Source organism: Mucilaginibacter sp. P5_A4, assembly GCF_056400605.1.
Map to the genome: position 1 here is coordinate 79550 of NZ_JBFUKX010000017.1, position 17076 is coordinate 96625.

Genomic DNA, 17076 nt, shown 5'->3' on the forward strand with positions numbered 1-17076 from the left:
TTAATGTTCTGGCAAAAAAGCAGGTACTTGTAACTCCCGGTTATCCAATGGCGGATTTAAACCTTTATTAAAATTTATTTTCGACAGTACAGTTTCAAGAGCGGGGAGCGTATTGTTTAAACTTTTTGTTTTGATCAGGAAATTCCATACAGCTTCAAATTTCTTCCATCCTCCCGAATAAAAAAAATGTTTTAATTTATGAATTTTGGATTCATGCCGCATGCTGGCTTTAAATATATTATTCCACCTATAAAATTCTTTATAGGCCCACCAATAGCCATCTTCAAGTTCCTGTGCAGTTAAACCAACGGTTTGGTAAACAACTTTCCGTGTATCATACAGGTCCCAGTTTTTAGTGAGTATTCTGCCCTGCCGCTCCATGCTATTAAAAAGTTCTGTGCCGGGGTACGGCGTTAAAACATGATAGGTTGATGTAGTAATTGAATGTTTTACACCCCAGTCAACCGTTCTTTTAAAAACATCCTTATCATCATCGTCTAAACCAAAAACAAAACTCCCGTTTATCATGATCCCCAAACTATGCAGGCGGTTTACAGTCTTTACATAATCTTTTTCAAGGTTTTGCTTTTTGTTGCTTTGTTTTAGATTTTGGGGCGAAAAGGTTTCAAATCCTACAAATAAACTTCTAAGGCCTGCTTCGGCAGCCTTTTCTATAAGGTTGCCTCTAAGTATAGAATCAACAGTTGCTGCGCCCTGAAAGACACGTTTCATGCCCTTCATTCCATCAAAAAGACTACTGGCAAATTTGGCATTTCCCAACAGATGATCATCCAGAAAATACAGGTGCCTGCCAGGTAGCCTGTCAATTTCGGCCAGTGCATCGTCAACCTCCTGCGTATAAAAGGTACGGCCACCTTCAAAAAATGCGTCCTTATAACAAAAGCTGCAATGATGGGGACAGCCCCGGGTAACCACAATTGAATTGGGCACAAGGTACAAATGCCTCTTGATCAGGTCGCGGCGTATAGGCGGAACTTTTTCGAGTGTACGGATGGTGGAATTATAAACCTTTTGTGGGCAGCGGTTCTTAAAATCCAATAAAAACCTCGGAAAAGTGTCTTCACCTGGCCCTGTAAAAATACTATCAGCATGGGGCGCTGCCTCCATAGGTAAGGATGTAACATGGAGGCCACCTAAAATCACATAAGCGCCTTTTGCCCGATAATGATCGGCAATTTTATACGCGCGGTAAGCATTGGTGATATACACCTGGATAATTACCAAATCAGGGTTATCATCCAGGTTAAGTTTTTCAACATGCTGGTCTTGTAGGTCTATTTCATCATCTGGCAAAAGGTAAGCTGCAAGGGTTGCCAAACCCAATGGCGGGAACAGTGAATATTTTATTGGTCGCCAAAATGGACTTTCGGCTTCTGTTAAGGCAGGGAGTATCATTTTAACTTTCATGAATGATTTATTTAAAAGTACTTTGAATAGCAAAGTAAATGAATAAATTTAATTATTGCAAATAATTAATTGAACAGTTAATTGGGTTTGAAATAGTTAGTATAATAATTGACCGGGCGAGTCGGGATTTACATATTGTAATATTTCTATTGTAAGCGCTTAAATTCTCATAAATCCTGGTACTAATTGTTAAATTACAGGCTTTATTCATCATATCCGTCTATGAAAAGAGCCTTCTTATCCCTTATTGCCATATCCGTTTCCCTGTATGTAAGCGGCCAGCAGGAAAAAAAGACTTTAAAACCGATTGACATCAACCGTATTCCTACACTTTCCGATCCTCAGCTTTCGCCGGATGGTAAGTGGGTTGCCTATAGTGTATCAGAAGTTGATACAGCAAAGGATAAGCGCGTATCGCACCTTTGGATGCAAAGCTGGGATGGCAAAGAATCTATCGAACTAACACACGGTGCCGAAGCTGCTTCATCGCCAAGATGGTCGCCCGATGGAAAATATTTATCATTTCTTTCATCGCGCGATTCAAAGAACGGGGCACAGGTTTGGCTGATCGATCGCCGGGGTGGAGAAGGCGTTAAACTTACAGATATTAAAGGTAACCTGGACGATTATTCATGGTCGCCGGATAGTAAAAAACTGGTAATTGTAATTGGTGACCCTGCAAATAAGGGTAAAGAAGCACCCAAAACACCAAAGCCTGTAGTGATAGACCGTTACCATTTTAAGCAGGATATTGAAGGCTACCTACAGCACCTGCACCAGCATTTGTACCTGCTTGATGTAGCCACCAAAAAGCTGGATACCCTTACCAAAGGTGATAAGGACGAAGCCTCGCCGGTATGGTCGCCTGATAGTAAAACAATCGCATTTGTAAGTAATCGCAGTATCGATCCCGATAAAAATGAGAACACCGATATTTTCACCATAGACGCCAGGCCTAACGCCAGCATGCTGCAGGTAACTACCTGGAAGGGCCCCGACAGGAACCCGCAGTGGAGCCCGGATGGTAAACTGATCTCGTACCTGCGCTCAACCAGCGATGCTGATTATATGATGTATGATCAAAATGTGTTGTGTACGATGGATGTGGTTGGTTCAAACAAAAAGGTATTAACCCTGCAGCTCGACCGCCCGGTTGGTAACCAAATTTGGGCTAAGGATAGTAAAAGTATTTGGTTTATAGTAGCCGACGACCGCGAGCGCTATGTAGCCGGTGTGAGCGTAAACAATGGTAAAATTACCACCATAAATAAAGGTGAATATGGCATTACTGATATTGGCACAAATGCCACGGGCAACTGGGTAGTACAAAAAAGTGATCCGTATACTCCCGCTGAATTATTTGCTTTGGAAGGTGGTAAGTTGCGCCGGCTAACTTTTCATCAGCAGGCGTGGTTAAATACAGTTAAACTGGCGCATGTAGAAGGTTTTGAATCAATCAGTATTGACAGTACACTGGTTTCGGGCATTATATTAACTCCTGACAGCAACGCCAAAAAGCTGCCATTGATCTTATTTATTCACGGCGGACCGGTAGGCCAGGATGAATATACGTTTGATGCTACCAGGCAGGTTTTGGCTGGTGCGGGATACGCTGTGGCCGCTGTAAATTACCGTGGCAGTAATGGCCGGGGATTAGACTATTGTAAAGCCATTTATGCCGATTGGGGTAATAAGGAAGTTAAGGACCTGCTTGGCGCCGTTGATAAACTGGAAAAACTGGGCATAGCCGATCCCGACCATTTGGGTATAGGCGGATGGAGTTACGGAGGTATTCTTACCGATTATACCATAGCAACCGATACCCGTTTCAAAGCTGCTGCCAGTGGTGCGGGCAGTGCATTGCAGCTATCAGTTTATGGCAGCGATCAGTATGTGTTGCAATATGAAAACGAACTGGGTGTGCCCTGGAAAAACGCCGATAAATGGATCCAGCTATCATACCCGTTCTTCCATGCTGATAAAATAAAAACGCCGGTATTATATATGTCTGGACTGAGGGATTTTAATGTACCCACCATCGGTAGCGAGCAAATGTATCAGGCCCTTAAATCGCAGGGGATACCTACCGAGCTGATACTTTATCCTGATTCATTCCATGGCATCACTAAGCCAAGTTACCAGGCTGACAGGTTGCAAAGGTATGTGGAATGGTATGATAAGTATTTGAAGAAGTAATATATCAGGTAGCCAGTAATGAGGCGTTTTGATAGGCCATTTTAAGAGCAATTGATTTTAGTAATTATGAACAAACACATACTGCTTATCATTACCGCGTTTGCTTTCACGGGTGCTGTTGGCCAAACGGCAAAACGCCTGTTAAAACCTTCCGATGTAAATATTATCCCAACACTATCAGATCCACAGTTGTCGCCAGATGGCAGATGGCTGGTTTATAGCGTATCAGAAGTAGATACAGTTAAGGATAACCGGGTATCGCACCTGTGGATGCAGAGCTTTGATGGTAAGCAATCCATTCAGCTTACTTATGGAGGCGAGCCGGCTTCGTCGCCTAAATGGACACCGGATGGTAAATCCCTGTCGTTCATATCGGAGCGGGACTCCAAAAATGGCGGCCAGGTTTGGATCATGGATAGGAGGGGAGGCGAGGGACACAAGCTAACCGATATTAAAAAAGGCGGCCTGGAAGATTACGCATGGTCGCCGGATAGTAAAAAACTGGTGCTGGTGATAAAAGATGCTGAAAATGATGGTAAGAAGCCCAAAACAACCCCGCCTATAAAGATAGACCGCTACCACTTTAAGCAGGATATTGAAGGCTACCTGCAGCACCTGCACACGCATTTGTACCTGTATGATATCGATAAAAAAAAGCTTGATACGCTAACAACAGGCGATAGGGACGATGAATCGCCGGTATGGAGCCCCGATGGTAAAATTATTGCATTTGTGAGTAACCATACCAACGACCCGGATAAGAACGAAAACCTGGACATTTTTACAGTAGAGGCCAAAGATGATGGCGAGATCAATCAGCTTACCACCTTTACCGGGCATGATATTGCCCCGCTCTGGAGCCCGGATGGTAGGCACATCGCCTACCTGAGGTCGACCAGCGATGCCAGTTATTACATATACCAGCACGATGTATTATGTATAATGGATGCCGATGGTAAAAACAACAAGGTGCTTACCGAAGCACTCGACCGCCCGGTAAGCAATCATGCCTGGAGCCGGGATAGCAGGAACATAGTTTACCTGGTAAGCAGCGATCGCATCCGCTACATTGTGCAATACAACCTGCTGCTTCGTAAATCAACTACAGTTTATAAAGGCGCCGAATGTAGTTTTGAAAGCCTGATAGGCCATTCGCCGGGCGTTTGGATAGCCAAAATGACTACGCCCTATATGCCGCATGAACTGGTAGCTATCGAGAACGGGAAGATCAGGCGGCTTACTTTTTACCAGGATAAATGGTTGAGTACCGTTAAGTTGGCGCATGTAAAAGGTTTCCAGTCGTTTAGCAGCGATGGTACGCTGGTTTCGGGCATATTGTATACGCCGGATACAGTTACTAAAAAGCTACCTTTTATCCTGTATATCCACGGCGGACCAACAGACCAGGACGAATTTGAGTTTGACATGATAAGGCAAACCCTTGCATCGGCAGGTTATGCGGTGGCTGCCGTTAACTATCGTGGCAGCACCGGCAGAGGCCTTGATTATACCAAAGCCATTTATGCCGATTGGGGTAATAAAGAGGTGCAGGACCTGTTAGGAGCCGTTGACGAACTGGTGAAAACCGGCGTAGCCGATAAAGACCACTTAGGTATTGGCGGCTGGAGCTACGGCGGAGTTCTTACCGATTACACCATAGCTACCGATACCCGTTTCAAAGCCGCATCCAGCGGGGCGGGCAGCGCTTTGCAATTAGCCATTTACGGATCCGACCAATGGGTGGTACAATATGATAATGAGCTGGGTTTCCCATGGAAAAACCCCGAGAAATATATCAGGTTATCGTACCCCTTTTTTCATGCCGATAAAATTAAAACGCCTACGCAGTTCATGTCGGGATTAAAGGATTTTAACGTGCCAACCGGTGGCGGCGAGCAAATGTACCAGGCCCTGAAATCGCTGGGTATACCTACGCAAATGGTGCTTTACCCGGGCCAGTTTCATGGTATAAGTGTGCCAAGTTACCAGGTGGATAGGTTGCAGCGGTATATCGACTGGTATGATAAGTACCTGAAATAATAGCCTGCAGATGTTCCACCGGAACGCCTGGTACGCCCCGAACGGTGTGGAACACCATTTGTGCTGGTAGTCAGCTGTTTAGTGTTTATTGAAAACAAGGGGTGGAACACCTTTGTAGCTGATTATCAGTTTGTTGGTTTTTAGGGAAATAACAGGGGCTTCGTTTTATCAGGTTAAAAGGGATAAAAATCAGGAGTGGGGTTCTCCATAACTAATATTAGATTAATATCTGCAAAAATCAAGAAAAATCAAGAAATATATAAATCACACCAGGGATAATTTATTATTAGAGCGGGAGGTATATTTAAGAGGAAACTTCGTAAGTTTTTGCCAGGCGCAAAATCTTCACGACTTCAACATATTTTATAAAGTTTGATTAGCACCTATGCAAACACCACCATCCTGTCTGGATACCGTGAGGCGTAGCTGGATACAATATTTTTAATATAGTCATTCCCCGGATAGGGGGTGAGGTAGTTTTTTAATTGCTGTATATTATCTGCGTCGAAATAATGCGAGATGTAGCCCATGCCATAAAACTGGCCTTTCTCTACCAAAATACAGCTGTGCTCATCGCCTGTACGGCCTTCATCGCGGATGGCGTAGGTAGGCAGTGCGCGTTTTAGTTCGTCAATAGCGTTGTTTACCTTAAGGTTATAGTCTTCAACGCTTTCAACACCTTCACATGCGCATTCACTTCCGGCGGCCCCAGTGCAGGGATTATTGTTGGTTTGGATAAAGCAAAGTTTAGGGCATAAACCAAAAGCTTCTATGAGCTTGTTAAGTAGGTTATAACCATCAAGCAAGGAGTTGCAGGTATAGATCACATCGCTGAATTTGCGGCGCTTGTCCACAGCCAGGCGGATATATCCCCGCTGATCTTCAAAAGCATACAGGCAATACGCGTTCTCGAAACGTTTTAAAGACCGGTTATATTTTGGCCACAGGCGTTTAATCTCAATGGCTTCCAGCACAAAGGCAATCAGTTCGGTACCGCAAACCTGGTAGCTTACCTGGTAAATATTGCGCAAAAACTCTTGCCGCTGCAAACCGGGGTTATTACCGGTGAAATGGCTGCTTACGCGTTTCTTTAAGTTTTTTGCCTTGCCAACATAAATAACTTTGCCCTTTTGGTCGTGAAAATAATATACACCAGGTGAAAATGGCAAGGCCTCCACATCTTTTTTTGGCAAATTAGCAGGCAGTACCTGTTCTTTCGAGTTTTGTTTAAGGGCTTGTTTAATATGACCGTCGGAATCGCTGTTTAATAACAGCGTGAACAACTCCGAAGTGGCCTCGGCATCTCCGCCTGCACGGTGGCGGCTTTCGTTATCAATACCCAGGTGTTTGCACAGCCGCCCCAAACTATAAGAGGGAAGGCCGGGCAATATTTTGCGACCGAGGCGTACGGTACACAATTTATTACACTGCAGATCATACCCGGCGGCAGCCAGGTGATAGCGTACAAAGGAATAATCAAAATTAACATTATGGGCAACAAATATTTTGCCGTGGATAAGATGGTATACATCGGCAGCCACATCTTCAAAAGGCGGCGCCTGCTGCACCATATCATTGGTGATGCCGGTTAAGGCACTGATATAGATAGGGATTTCCCGTTGAGGGTTTACCAGGGTTTCAAAACGTTTAACAACTTTTTTACCATCGTGTATGCATATTGCAATTTCTGTTATGCCATTCGCGCTGGCATGCCCCCCGGTAGTCTCAATATCAACAATTGCATACATATTTCAAATGTAATACAAGTTTGCTAATTATTTTAGTGTTATTTAAATTTTTTTGGAAGGTAAAAAGCTCGTCGTTGCGAGTATTCACCAGAAAAATACTGGGAAAAACAGTAATTACACGTTGGTTGTAGAACCCAACAACACCATGTCATTGCGAGGAACGAAGCAATCGCGAACTGTGCATATCAGCCCTGTAAAGCATGCGATTGCTTCGTTCCTCGCAATGACATGAGGTATGAGATTGTTAAAATGTATATTGATAACCAATTACTTACAATTGGGTCATTGTAAGTTGTAAAATAACCTGGATCTACACCTCCTCAACCCGCCTGCTTACGGTATGCACCTCGGGGTTCAGGTAATCTTTTTCAATCAGGCCATCGCGCATGCGCACTATGCGGTGGGCATGCAGGGCTATGTCTTCTTCGTGGGTTACTAAAATGATGGTGTTACCTTTGGCGTGAATATCCTCTATCAGCCCCATAATTTCAATGGATGTTTTGGTATCAAGGTTACCGGTAGGCTCATCGGCCAGTATGATGGATGGGTTATTGATTAATGCACGGGCAACTGCAACACGCTGGCGCTGACCGCCCGAAAGCTCGTTAGGTTTGTGATCTATACGGTTGCCTAAGCCAACATTTTTTAGCGCGTTGGTGGCACGTTCTGTACGTTTTTCTTTGTTAATACCCGCATAAATTAAAGGCAGGGCAACATTATCAAGCGCGGTGTTACGGGGCAATAAGTTAAATGTCTGGAAAACAAAGCCAATCTCGGAGTTGCGTACTTCGGCCAGCTCATTATCGGTCATGTGGCTCACGTTTATCCCGTTCAGGATGTACTCACCTTTGGTAGGCGTATCCAAACAACCTAAAATATTCATCAGTGTAGATTTACCCGAACCAGACGGACCCATCAAAGCCACAAACTCGCCTTTATTAATAGTTAACGAAACGGATTTAAGGGCGTGTATTACTTCGGTACCTATTACGTACTTACGTCCTATCTCGTTTATGGTAATTAAAGGCTTATCTTTTAATGGCTCCATGAATGTTTTTTTAGTTTGGACTATAGATAGGTATGGAATGTTACAATTGAAAGTCAAAATTCAAAATTAAAAAGTCAAAAGCTCTGATGGCTAAAAATACAGCCGCTAAACAAGCATTTTTTAATTTTGACTTTTTAATTTTGAATTATTTCTCTATTACCTTTGCTACTAAAAAGTAATCATCATCGTGCTTAGGCGCATTTTGTAAAGCCTCTTCATGCGTAACAGTTTGTTTCACTACATCTTCACGTAAAATATTTGCGCCATCGGTCATGTAAATCAGGGGCTCCACTCCGGTAGTATCCAGCTCGTTAAGCTTGGCCATAAAATCAAGAATTTTGCTCATGTCTTTAATCATGTCCTGTTTCTCTGTTTCACTAAGTTCAAGGCGGGCCAGGTGGGCAACTTTTTCAACTGTTTCTTTATCTATGGTCATGCCGTTTGTAATTTCTTTTTAATAATAGCGTAAACCTCATCGCGCAGCGCGTCGGCATGCTCCAACGTTAAATGGGCTGTTTCAATGGGTTTATGTACAAATATATCACAAATTCCCGGTCTGCTGCCATGTTCTTTGCCGGTATCCCAAAGTACCTTCCAGGTATCAAGCGAGCTGATTGGCAAAATAGGCGCTTTCATTTCAATAGCCAGGCGAAAAGGGCCGTTTTTAAACGACTGTAATCCGGGCGGATAATCTTTGGGGATAGTAGCTTCGGGGAAAATAACTACGCTTACCCCGCTTTTTATACGTTCGGCTGCTGTTTTAAAGGCCCTGAAAGATGACATTTTGCTTTCCCGGTTAACGGTAATATCAATAGTACGAAAGAAATAACCAAGCACATAGTTGGTCAATAATTCTTCCTTACCCATAAAACAAATGTTATTTTTTAGGATGGTACTTACTGCAGATACATCAAGGTTTGAGGTGTGGTTACCGCAAACTACGTAAGTTTTTTTCCAGTCCACAGGTTCTTCAAAGGAGGCGCTGTAAAAAATGCCTGATATGCCCGAGCTCAAAAATATAATGAGCCGCCTCACCTGGTTAATGTATTTGTACCGCCGCTTTTTTTGTTTCAGTACGTATAACGCCGGGTAGCATAGTGTAAAAAAGAAAGCGATGCTATACCTGTAATAATTGGTATGGATCTTTTTCAGTGTTAATTTCATGTTCACCAAATGTAAAAAAAATACTCATTTTTTTTGGTAGCGTAAACTTTAGCAGCCTGTTTGAAGATAAAAAAACAGGCCGTCATTGAGATCATCCGGGGTAGCCTGAAAAAAATGGGAATGACGTGCTGAGTTTAGGAGGCTCAAAACAACCATGTCATTGCGAGCGCAGCGCGGCAATCGCGAACTGTGCAGGTCCGCTCTGTATAGCGTGCGATTGCTTCGTTCCTCGCAATGACATAGATTATATTAAAAAATAGTGCTGGTAGTCAGTAATTTGAGTGCAAAAACATTAATAAATCAAATTTAAACAGCCTCACAGTTAACTAATTTAAATGTTCAAGCTTATCTTTAATAATACCATAAACCTTGTCACGCAGGGTGTCGGCATCGGCTATGGCCAGGCTTGATGTATCAACGGGCTTATGAACAAAAAAATGGCAAATACCCGGTCTGCTGCCATATTTGGTGCCTGTATCCCAAAATATTTTCCAGGTGTTTAATGAGCTTACCGGTATAACGGGGATCTTATTTTCGATAGCCAGGCGAAAGGGGCCGTTTTTAAATTCGCTCAATTCGGGAGGATAATCATCTGTTATCATTCCTTCGGGAAATATCACCATTGATATGCCCTCCTGTAGCTTTGCGGCTGCTTTTTTAAACGCCCTGAAAGATGACATTTTACTCTCCCTGTTAACCGGGATATCAACAGAGCGGAAGAACAGGCTGGTTACCAAACCATCTGCTAACTCCTGTTTGCCCATAAAGCTGCAATTGCCATTAACCAGTATACACAGGGCCGAAATATCGAGGTTGGAGGTATGATTTGGACATATGATGTAGGTTTTGCTCCAGTCGATAGGCTCCTCGTAATCAAACTTATAAAATATACCAACCATTGCCGAACTGATGAAACCCCATACCCGGCGCAGCTTGTTCATGCTGTGGTACCTTGACGGATGTTTAGAAAAATAATAGAAAAAAGGCCATAATATTAAGTAGGAAAGGGCTACGCTGATCACATATAAATAGACGTGCACTTTTCTCAATATCATTTTCATCGTCATCAAAAATAGAAAAAATCCTTACTTTCGCCCCTATGGAAACTGTTGTTAGTGGCATCCGTTCAACCGGAAATTTGCATTTGGGGAATTATTACGGGGCTTTGCAAAACTTTATAAAAATGCAGAATGAATTTAACTGCTATTTTTTTATTGCCGACCTGCATTCGTTAACCACGCATCCAACACCTGCCAACCTGCACAGTAATGTAAAGCAGGTTTTGGTAGAGTATCTTGCGGCCGGTATCGACCCGGAAAAAGCTACCATCTACGTACAGTCAGACGTGCCCGAGATAGCCGAACTATACCTGTATTTAAACATGAACGCGTATTTAGGCGAGCTGGAACGCAGTACTTCATTTAAAGATAAAGTACGCGCCAATCCCGAGAATGTGAACGCCGGTTTGCTTACCTACCCGGTATTGATGGCGGCAGATATCATTATTCATAAAGCTACAAAAGTGCCTGTTGGTAAGGATCAGGAACAACACCTGGAAATGGCCCGCACCTTTGGCAACCGGTTTAACAGGCTGTATAACCACGATTATTTTCCCGAGCCTTATGCTTTTAATTATAGCAGCAACCTGGTGAAAATTCCGGGACTTGATGGCAAGGGTAAAATGGGGAAATCAGAAGGGGAGGGGAATGCCGTTTTTCTTGGCGATACACCCGAAGTTATCAAAAAGAAAGTGATGCGCGCCGTGACTGATTCGGGCCCGACAACAGAAAATCAACACAAACCACAGGAGATCCAAAACCTGTTCGATCTGATGAAAGTTGTTTCATCGGCAGATACATTGGCTCATTTTGATAATTTATATAATACAATGAGCATCCGCTACGGCGACCTGAAAAAACAATTGGCCGAGGATATGATCATTGCAACAGCACCCATTCGCGATAGGATTAACGCTATAGCCGGGGATGCCGAATATTTGCGTAAAGTAGCGCGCTTAGGCGCTGATAAAGCCCGTGAAAGCGCTTCAAAAACCATAAGAGAAGTAAGGGAAATAATAGGATTTAAGAATTTTTAAATTGCCAGAAGCTGTTTAAATTAGTTTGATTAATGTTTTTATACGTCTAATAAAGCACATACCCACCCGTCATTACGAGTATTCACCAGCTAAGCTGGACAAAACAGTGATGGCATGTATGGATACCACTACCGCCTCGTGATCGTCATTGCGAGGAGGTACGACGAAGCAATCCCCAAAATACAGATCGGATCTGCACAGTTACTCTGTAAGTTGGGGATTGCTTCGTACCTCGCAATGACGGGTTGGGGCTCATTGCTTCGTGCCTCGCAATGACGGTCTATTTATTTATTTTTAAACAGCTTCTCAGAATCAGAATTTGCAGATTAGGGCCGGAAAAGATTTTTATAATTCTGACAATTCTGTAAATTACGAAAATTCTGATTCAGACAAACTCATTAACATTATATGCACATAGCTATTGTAGGAAATATAGGCGCGGGTAAAACCACTTTAACTGAAATGCTGGCCCATAATTATGGATGGGAGCCGGTATTTGAAGCCGTAGATAATAACCCTTATTTAGAAGATTTTTACAGCGATATGAAACGCTGGAGCTTTAACCTGCAGATCTATTTCCTTAACAGCCGTTACCGCCAGATCATTGATATTCAAAAAAGCGGACATAATATTTTGCAGGACCGTACCATTTACGAGGATGCTTATATTTTTGCCGAGAACCTGCACGATATGGGCCTCATGACTACCCGCGATTACGAAAATTACGAATCTATATTTAATAATATAACCGAGTTTATTAAACCGCCCGATCTGCTGGTATACCTGAAAGCATCGGTGCCAACCCTGGTAAGCAACATCCAGCGCCGGGGCCGTGAATATGAGATAGGGATCCGTTTAGATTATTTATCCAAACTGAACGAGAAGTACGATAAATGGATTAAAAACTATAAGCTGGGTAAATTGCTTATACTTGATAAAGATAACCTTGATTTTGCTAATAAAACCGAAGATATGGCTACCATAGTTCAGCTGATTGAGCGTGAAATTAATGGCCTGTTTTAATTAGGGTTCGGGTTGCCTGTTTCGCGTATAGCAGATAATATAATGTTGAAGTGTGAGTTATTTATTTTTAATTTTGATCTTCCGATTAGATAACTAAAAAGGCCCGCAACCCGCAACATAAAAATGAAGATATTAGGTATTATACCCTCCCGTTATGCATCTTCCCGTTTTCCGGGTAAGCCATTGGTTGATATTGCCGGCAAAAGCATGATTCAGCGGGTTTATGAACAGGTTAAATGTTGTACTAACGTAGCCGAAGCTATTGTAGCTACCGATGATGACCGCATTTTTAATCATGTGCATGCTTTTGGCGGCGTAGCCGTTATGACGGCCGAATACCACCAGAGCGGAACCGACCGCTGCGCCGAAGTAGCCCGGTTGCATCCCGAATACGATGTAATTATCAACATCCAGGGCGATGAACCTTATATCAACCCGGAACAGATTGCCAAACTGGTATCCTGTTTTATGGATACAGATACACAGATAGCTACACTGATAAAAAAAATAACCTCTACAGAAGAACTTTTTAATTATAACTCGCCCAAAGTGGTGATCAATAAATTATCAGAAGCGATATATTTTTCCCGCGCCACATTGCCGCATATCCGTGCCCAGCAACCGGATAACTGGCTTAAACACCATACTTATTTTAAACACATAGGTATTTACGGCTATCGTGCCGATATACTGCAACAGATCACCAAACTCCCCGTATCCGATCTCGAAAGAGCCGAAAGCCTTGAACAGCTGCGCTGGATTGAAAACGGCTATCGCATTAAAGTTGCCGAAACCGAACTGGAAACCCATTCGGTTGATGTGCCTGCTGATTTGGAGAAATTGGGCTGTTTCAAATAAAACTATTGCGGGCTTGCAGTCTGTGGTTGGTAAGTTTGATTTGATAACAAACGTCATGGCAAATATTTATCAGGTAAGCCTAAAAAATGGGGATGACGCATTGGTTTTGGAACCCAACAACCACGTCATTGCGAGGTACGAAGCAATCCCAAACTATACAGGGCGAATCTGCAAATCGGGGATTGCTTCGTGCCTCGCAATGACGCGCGGTTAGTGGTCTCGCCGATAACACGCGGTTAGTGGTCTTGATTTGATAAATATGCGTTCAGCTTTTTTCTTCCTCTCGGACGGATGATAAAGCTTAGGTAAGCATCCATACGGATTGTAAGCCTGTATCACAGATGCATCATAATATGGTTCAGTAACCTGCTAAAACCACATCATTATTACTTTTTTAAATAGTAAACTTTATCAAATAAATAGCGTACAAATGTTACGCTGTTATTGTTACGCTTACAGGTGTGTGTATAAAATAGCTTTTAAACTATTGGACATAATATAAGTAAGATACAGTGACGAATTTTAAAGAGAAAATAGATATATTAATATTAATTTTAAGATAATTATTTTCTTTTTAATTATTATATTCACTCAATTTTTCTGATATAACAATTTAAACCTATGCACATCAATCAGCTTCATTTTATAAATAATAGTTGGAGCAGCTATTTTGCTGATCCTGATTTTAATGCCGAAAGTTGCCAGTTGGTATTTGTTTTTGGCGCTCCCCAATTAATTAAAGCACCAGAAGTTTTCAATTATCTCAAAATAAGTTATCCAACGGCCAGCATTGTTTTCGCATCAACCTCTGGCGAGATCATTGACAGTGAAGTTTATGACGATAGTATAGTTGCCACCGCTATTGAATTTGAAAAATCGACTATTGTCGCTACGGCTACGCATGTAAGCAACCATACCAACAGTTACGAAACAGGTAAGTATCTTATGCAGCAGCTTGATAACAAAAACCTGAATAGTGTTTTTGTTATATCTGATGGAACACATATAAACGGCAGCGAACTGGTTGCCGGTTTTAATGACTCCAATCCGGGTAAGGTGCCTGTTACCGGCGGACTTGCCGGCGATGCAGCCCGGTTTACCAGCACATTTACCGGGCTTAACGCGGTGCCTTCGCAAGGCAATATTATTGCTGTTGGTTTTTACGGCGATAGCCTGGTGGTTAATCACGGTTCAAATGGCGGCTGGGAAGAATTTGGTCCGCAGAGAACGATCACTAAATCTGATAAAAATGTGTTGTTTGAGATCGATAATAAAAGCGCCCTTGATTTATACAAGGAATATTTAGGCGAGTATGTTAAAGAACTACCCGGCTCGGCTTTGTTATTCCCGCTATCATTAAGCACTGATAGTTTAGATAATAAAATGCTTGTGCGCACCATATTGAGTGTAAATGAGGATGAAAAATCAATGACCTTTGCCGGTAACCTGCCCGAAGGCGGCAAGGTGCGCCTCATGAAGGCTAATTTTGCAAAACTAATCAATGCCTCCTCGGCAGCAGCAACTGATGCAAGTGATAGTACGCCTGCAACCGAGCTTGCCATAATGGTAAGCTGTGTGGGGCGTAAGCTGGTACTCAATGAACGTACCGAAGATGAACTTATAGCAGCTAAAGAAATGTTTGGTGATAATACTATTATCGCCGGTTTTTACTCTTACGGCGAGTTATCTCCTTTAAATAAAGGCTCCAACTGCGAACTACATAACCAAACCATGACCATTACCACTTTTACCGAGCAATAGTTATGGATTATCATCCCTTGTTAGATAAACAGATTAAAAAACTGTTTCCGGTACAATACCTGGAAGATGATGCTGTTTTACTTTTTTTGAATGCTGTAAGCACCAGTTTTAAAAATTTTGATAAATCAATAAAACTGGCCGATCATGCTTTCAATATCAGCGAGCGCGAATACCTTTCGGTAACAGATAATCTTAAGGCGGAAAACGAGATCAGGCAGCGATCTATTTCGCAATTAAAAGAGGCGATTAAAACCCTCAATCCTGATGTTGAACTAAAACTTTCTGATTCTGACGATGATATTATCCATATTATAAGCTTCTTGCAGGAGCGGATAGCTAAAGCCAAAGAATTGGAGGTAGCCCTGATCAATTCAAAGGAATTAGCCGAAAAGGCTGCTATGGCCAAGGCGCAGTTTCTATCCATCATGAGTCATGAGATACGTACACCGATGAACGCGGTGATTGGTTTTACTCATTTGCTTATTCACCAGGATCCTAAACCCGAGCAAAAGGAATTTTTGGGGTTTCTGAAATTTTCGGCAGAAAACCTGCTGGTACTTATTAATGATATACTTGATTTTAGTAAAATAGAGGCGGGTAAAATTGAGTTTGAAGAGGTTGATTTTAGTATTACTGATCTTACAAAAAATATCAGGCTGGCACTGCTTCAAAAGGCTAACGAAAAAAATATCCAGATAAAACTAATGATGGACCAGGATTTGCCTAATGCGATCATTGGCGATCCGATACGTTTAGGACAGATATTAACCAACCTGATAAGCAATGCTGTAAAGTTTACACATAAGGGAAAGGTAACGATTACAGCATCGTTAGGCTGGTGTAATGAAGATAAGTCAACCATTGATTTTGAAATTGCCGATACCGGTATAGGTATTATGCCCGATAAAATTGAGCATATTTTTGAAAGCTTTAACCAGGCGAGTACCGACACTACCCGTAAATATGGCGGTACAGGCCTTGGGCTTACTATTACAAAACGCCTTTTACAATTGTTGGGCAGCGAAATTACGGTTATAAGCGAATACAATAAAGGATCTGTTTTTAAGTTTAGCCTAACGTTTAAAAATAGTAAAAAACAATTAAGCAGCACATCAGATAGCGAGGAGTTTTACAATTTGAAGAGCCTTAAAGGCACTAAATTACTTATTGCCGAAGATAACCAGATAAATGTTATACTGGCCAAACATTTCATGAAACAATGGGATATTGAATGTGATGTTGCCGAAAATGGGCAAATAGCTTTAATGCTGGTGCAAACGCACGATTACGATATGATTTTGATGGATCTTCAAATGCCCGAGATGGATGGCTATCAAACCACAACAGCCATACGGGAACTTCCAGGCGAAAAGTATAAGAATTTGCCTATTATAGCCCTCACCGCATCGGCGATGCTTGATATCCAGGATATGGCATTTACCGTTGGGATGAACGATTATGTGAGTAAGCCGTTTAATCCGAACGAGCTTCATCGCAAAATTGCAAAGTACAGCAGGCAAAAGGAAAGCGTGTAGGCTTTCGTTCCTTTTAATTTGTTCATTTAAAACAAGTTAAAAGTAGAAAGTCGGACAAAGTGATTTTGATGGGCCGTTTTTTCTCAACAAGTAAAGCAAAGCCTGAAAATTTTCTTACTTTTGTATCCCGTACACAAACATTTGGTTCCGGCCTAAAACCGCAGCCATTTTTCAAAAAAA

The 17076-nt window shown here is 42.3% G+C and carries 13 protein-coding genes; 7 read left to right on the forward strand and 6 right to left on the reverse strand.

Features of this window, described 5'->3' with window-relative positions:
* Complete coding sequence (locus AC1DQW_RS12735; protein ID WP_477454423.1) at window positions 1-1428, reverse strand: B12-binding domain-containing radical SAM protein; 1428 nt, start codon at window positions 1426-1428, stop codon at window positions 1-3.
* A gap of 222 nt (window positions 1429-1650) precedes the next feature.
* Between AC1DQW_RS12735 and AC1DQW_RS12740 the strand changes: the two genes are divergently transcribed.
* Complete coding sequence (locus tag AC1DQW_RS12740) at window positions 1651-3624, forward strand: S9 family peptidase (RefSeq protein ID WP_477454424.1); 1974 nt, start codon at window positions 1651-1653, stop codon at window positions 3622-3624.
* Window positions 3625-3690: 66 nt separating this feature from the next.
* On the forward strand, window positions 3691-5664 hold the full coding sequence (locus AC1DQW_RS12745; protein ID WP_477454425.1) for a S9 family peptidase: 1974 nt from the start codon (window positions 3691-3693) through the stop codon (window positions 5662-5664).
* A gap of 383 nt (window positions 5665-6047) precedes the next feature.
* Here the strand turns inward: AC1DQW_RS12745 and AC1DQW_RS12750 are convergent, their stop codons facing one another.
* The 5 genes from AC1DQW_RS12750 to AC1DQW_RS12770 form a co-directional block, all read right to left on the reverse strand.
* On the reverse strand, window positions 6048-7412 hold the full coding sequence (locus AC1DQW_RS12750) for an exonuclease domain-containing protein (protein WP_477454426.1): 1365 nt from the start codon (window positions 7410-7412) through the stop codon (window positions 6048-6050).
* Between the two features lie 310 nt (window positions 7413-7722).
* Window positions 7723-8460: an ABC transporter ATP-binding protein gene (locus AC1DQW_RS12755; protein WP_477454427.1), complete on the reverse strand. Its 738-nt coding sequence runs from the start codon at window positions 8458-8460 to the stop codon at window positions 7723-7725.
* 145 nt (window positions 8461-8605) lie between these two features.
* A complete protein-coding gene (gene gatC, locus AC1DQW_RS12760; RefSeq protein WP_477454428.1) occupies window positions 8606-8896 on the reverse strand; it encodes an Asp-tRNA(Asn)/Glu-tRNA(Gln) amidotransferase subunit GatC in 291 nt (96 codons plus the stop codon).
* Complete coding sequence (locus AC1DQW_RS12765; protein WP_477454429.1) at window positions 8893-9624, reverse strand: lysophospholipid acyltransferase family protein; 732 nt, start codon at window positions 9622-9624, stop codon at window positions 8893-8895. The genes gatC and AC1DQW_RS12765 overlap by 4 nt, the downstream gene beginning before the upstream one ends.
* Window positions 9625-9950: 326 nt before the next feature.
* Window positions 9951-10565 carry a lysophospholipid acyltransferase family protein gene (locus AC1DQW_RS12770; protein WP_477454430.1) on the reverse strand — a complete coding sequence of 205 codons (615 nt, stop codon included), beginning with the start codon at window positions 10563-10565 and terminating at the stop codon, window positions 9951-9953.
* Window positions 10566-10723: 158 nt separating this feature from the next.
* Here AC1DQW_RS12770 and trpS point away from each other — a divergent pair, with 158 nt between their 5' ends.
* The 5 genes from trpS (at window position 10724) to AC1DQW_RS12795 (ending at window position 16896) form a co-directional block, all read left to right on the forward strand.
* Window positions 10724-11719, forward strand: a complete 996-nt coding sequence (trpS, locus tag AC1DQW_RS12775) for a tryptophan--tRNA ligase (RefSeq protein ID WP_477454431.1) — start codon at window positions 10724-10726, stop codon at window positions 11717-11719.
* A 408-nt stretch (window positions 11720-12127) separates the two neighbouring features.
* Complete coding sequence (locus AC1DQW_RS12780) at window positions 12128-12742, forward strand: deoxynucleoside kinase (protein ID WP_477454432.1); 615 nt, start codon at window positions 12128-12130, stop codon at window positions 12740-12742.
* Window positions 12743-12865: 123 nt separating this feature from the next.
* Window positions 12866-13600: a 3-deoxy-manno-octulosonate cytidylyltransferase gene (kdsB, locus tag AC1DQW_RS12785; RefSeq protein WP_477454433.1), complete on the forward strand. Its 735-nt coding sequence runs from the start codon at window positions 12866-12868 to the stop codon at window positions 13598-13600.
* A 621-nt stretch (window positions 13601-14221) separates the two neighbouring features.
* The gene (locus tag AC1DQW_RS12790) at window positions 14222-15361 is read left to right on the forward strand and encodes an FIST signal transduction protein (protein WP_477454434.1); all 1140 of its coding nucleotides are present in this window, start codon (window positions 14222-14224) and stop codon (window positions 15359-15361) included.
* 2 nt (window positions 15362-15363) lie between these two features.
* A complete protein-coding gene (locus tag AC1DQW_RS12795; RefSeq protein ID WP_477454435.1) occupies window positions 15364-16896 on the forward strand; it encodes an ATP-binding protein in 1533 nt (510 codons plus the stop codon).
* The last annotated feature ends 180 nt before the right edge of the window (window positions 16897-17076 follow it).

Excerpts from the sequence above, each read along its gene's own strand:
- trpS (WP_477454431.1), top strand. The coding sequence starts at position 10,724 with ATGGAAACTGTTGTTAGTGGCATCCGTTCAACCGGAAATTTGCATTTG.
- AC1DQW_RS12780 (WP_477454432.1), top strand. The coding sequence starts at position 12,128 with ATGCACATAGCTATTGTAGGAAATATAGGCGCGGGTAAAACCACTTTA.
- AC1DQW_RS12795 (WP_477454435.1), top strand. The coding sequence starts at position 15,364 with ATGGATTATCATCCCTTGTTAGATAAACAGATTAAAAAACTGTTTCCG.
- AC1DQW_RS12770 (WP_477454430.1), bottom strand. The coding sequence starts at position 10,565 with ATGAACAAGCTGCGCCGGGTATGGGGTTTCATCAGTTCGGCAATGGTT.
- AC1DQW_RS12765 (WP_477454429.1), bottom strand. The coding sequence starts at position 9,624 with ATGAAATTAACACTGAAAAAGATCCATACCAATTATTACAGGTATAGC.
- AC1DQW_RS12755 (WP_477454427.1), bottom strand. The coding sequence starts at position 8,460 with ATGGAGCCATTAAAAGATAAGCCTTTAATTACCATAAACGAGATAGGA.
- kdsB (WP_477454433.1), top strand. The coding sequence starts at position 12,866 with ATGAAGATATTAGGTATTATACCCTCCCGTTATGCATCTTCCCGTTTT.
- AC1DQW_RS12745 (WP_477454425.1), top strand. The coding sequence starts at position 3,691 with ATGAACAAACACATACTGCTTATCATTACCGCGTTTGCTTTCACGGGT.
- AC1DQW_RS12750 (WP_477454426.1), bottom strand. The coding sequence starts at position 7,412 with ATGTATGCAATTGTTGATATTGAGACTACCGGGGGGCATGCCAGCGCG.
- AC1DQW_RS12740 (WP_477454424.1), top strand. The coding sequence starts at position 1,651 with ATGAAAAGAGCCTTCTTATCCCTTATTGCCATATCCGTTTCCCTGTAT.
- gatC (WP_477454428.1), bottom strand. The coding sequence starts at position 8,896 with ATGACCATAGATAAAGAAACAGTTGAAAAAGTTGCCCACCTGGCCCGC.
- AC1DQW_RS12790 (WP_477454434.1), top strand. The coding sequence starts at position 14,222 with ATGCACATCAATCAGCTTCATTTTATAAATAATAGTTGGAGCAGCTAT.
- AC1DQW_RS12735 (WP_477454423.1), bottom strand. The coding sequence starts at position 1,428 with ATGAAAGTTAAAATGATACTCCCTGCCTTAACAGAAGCCGAAAGTCCA.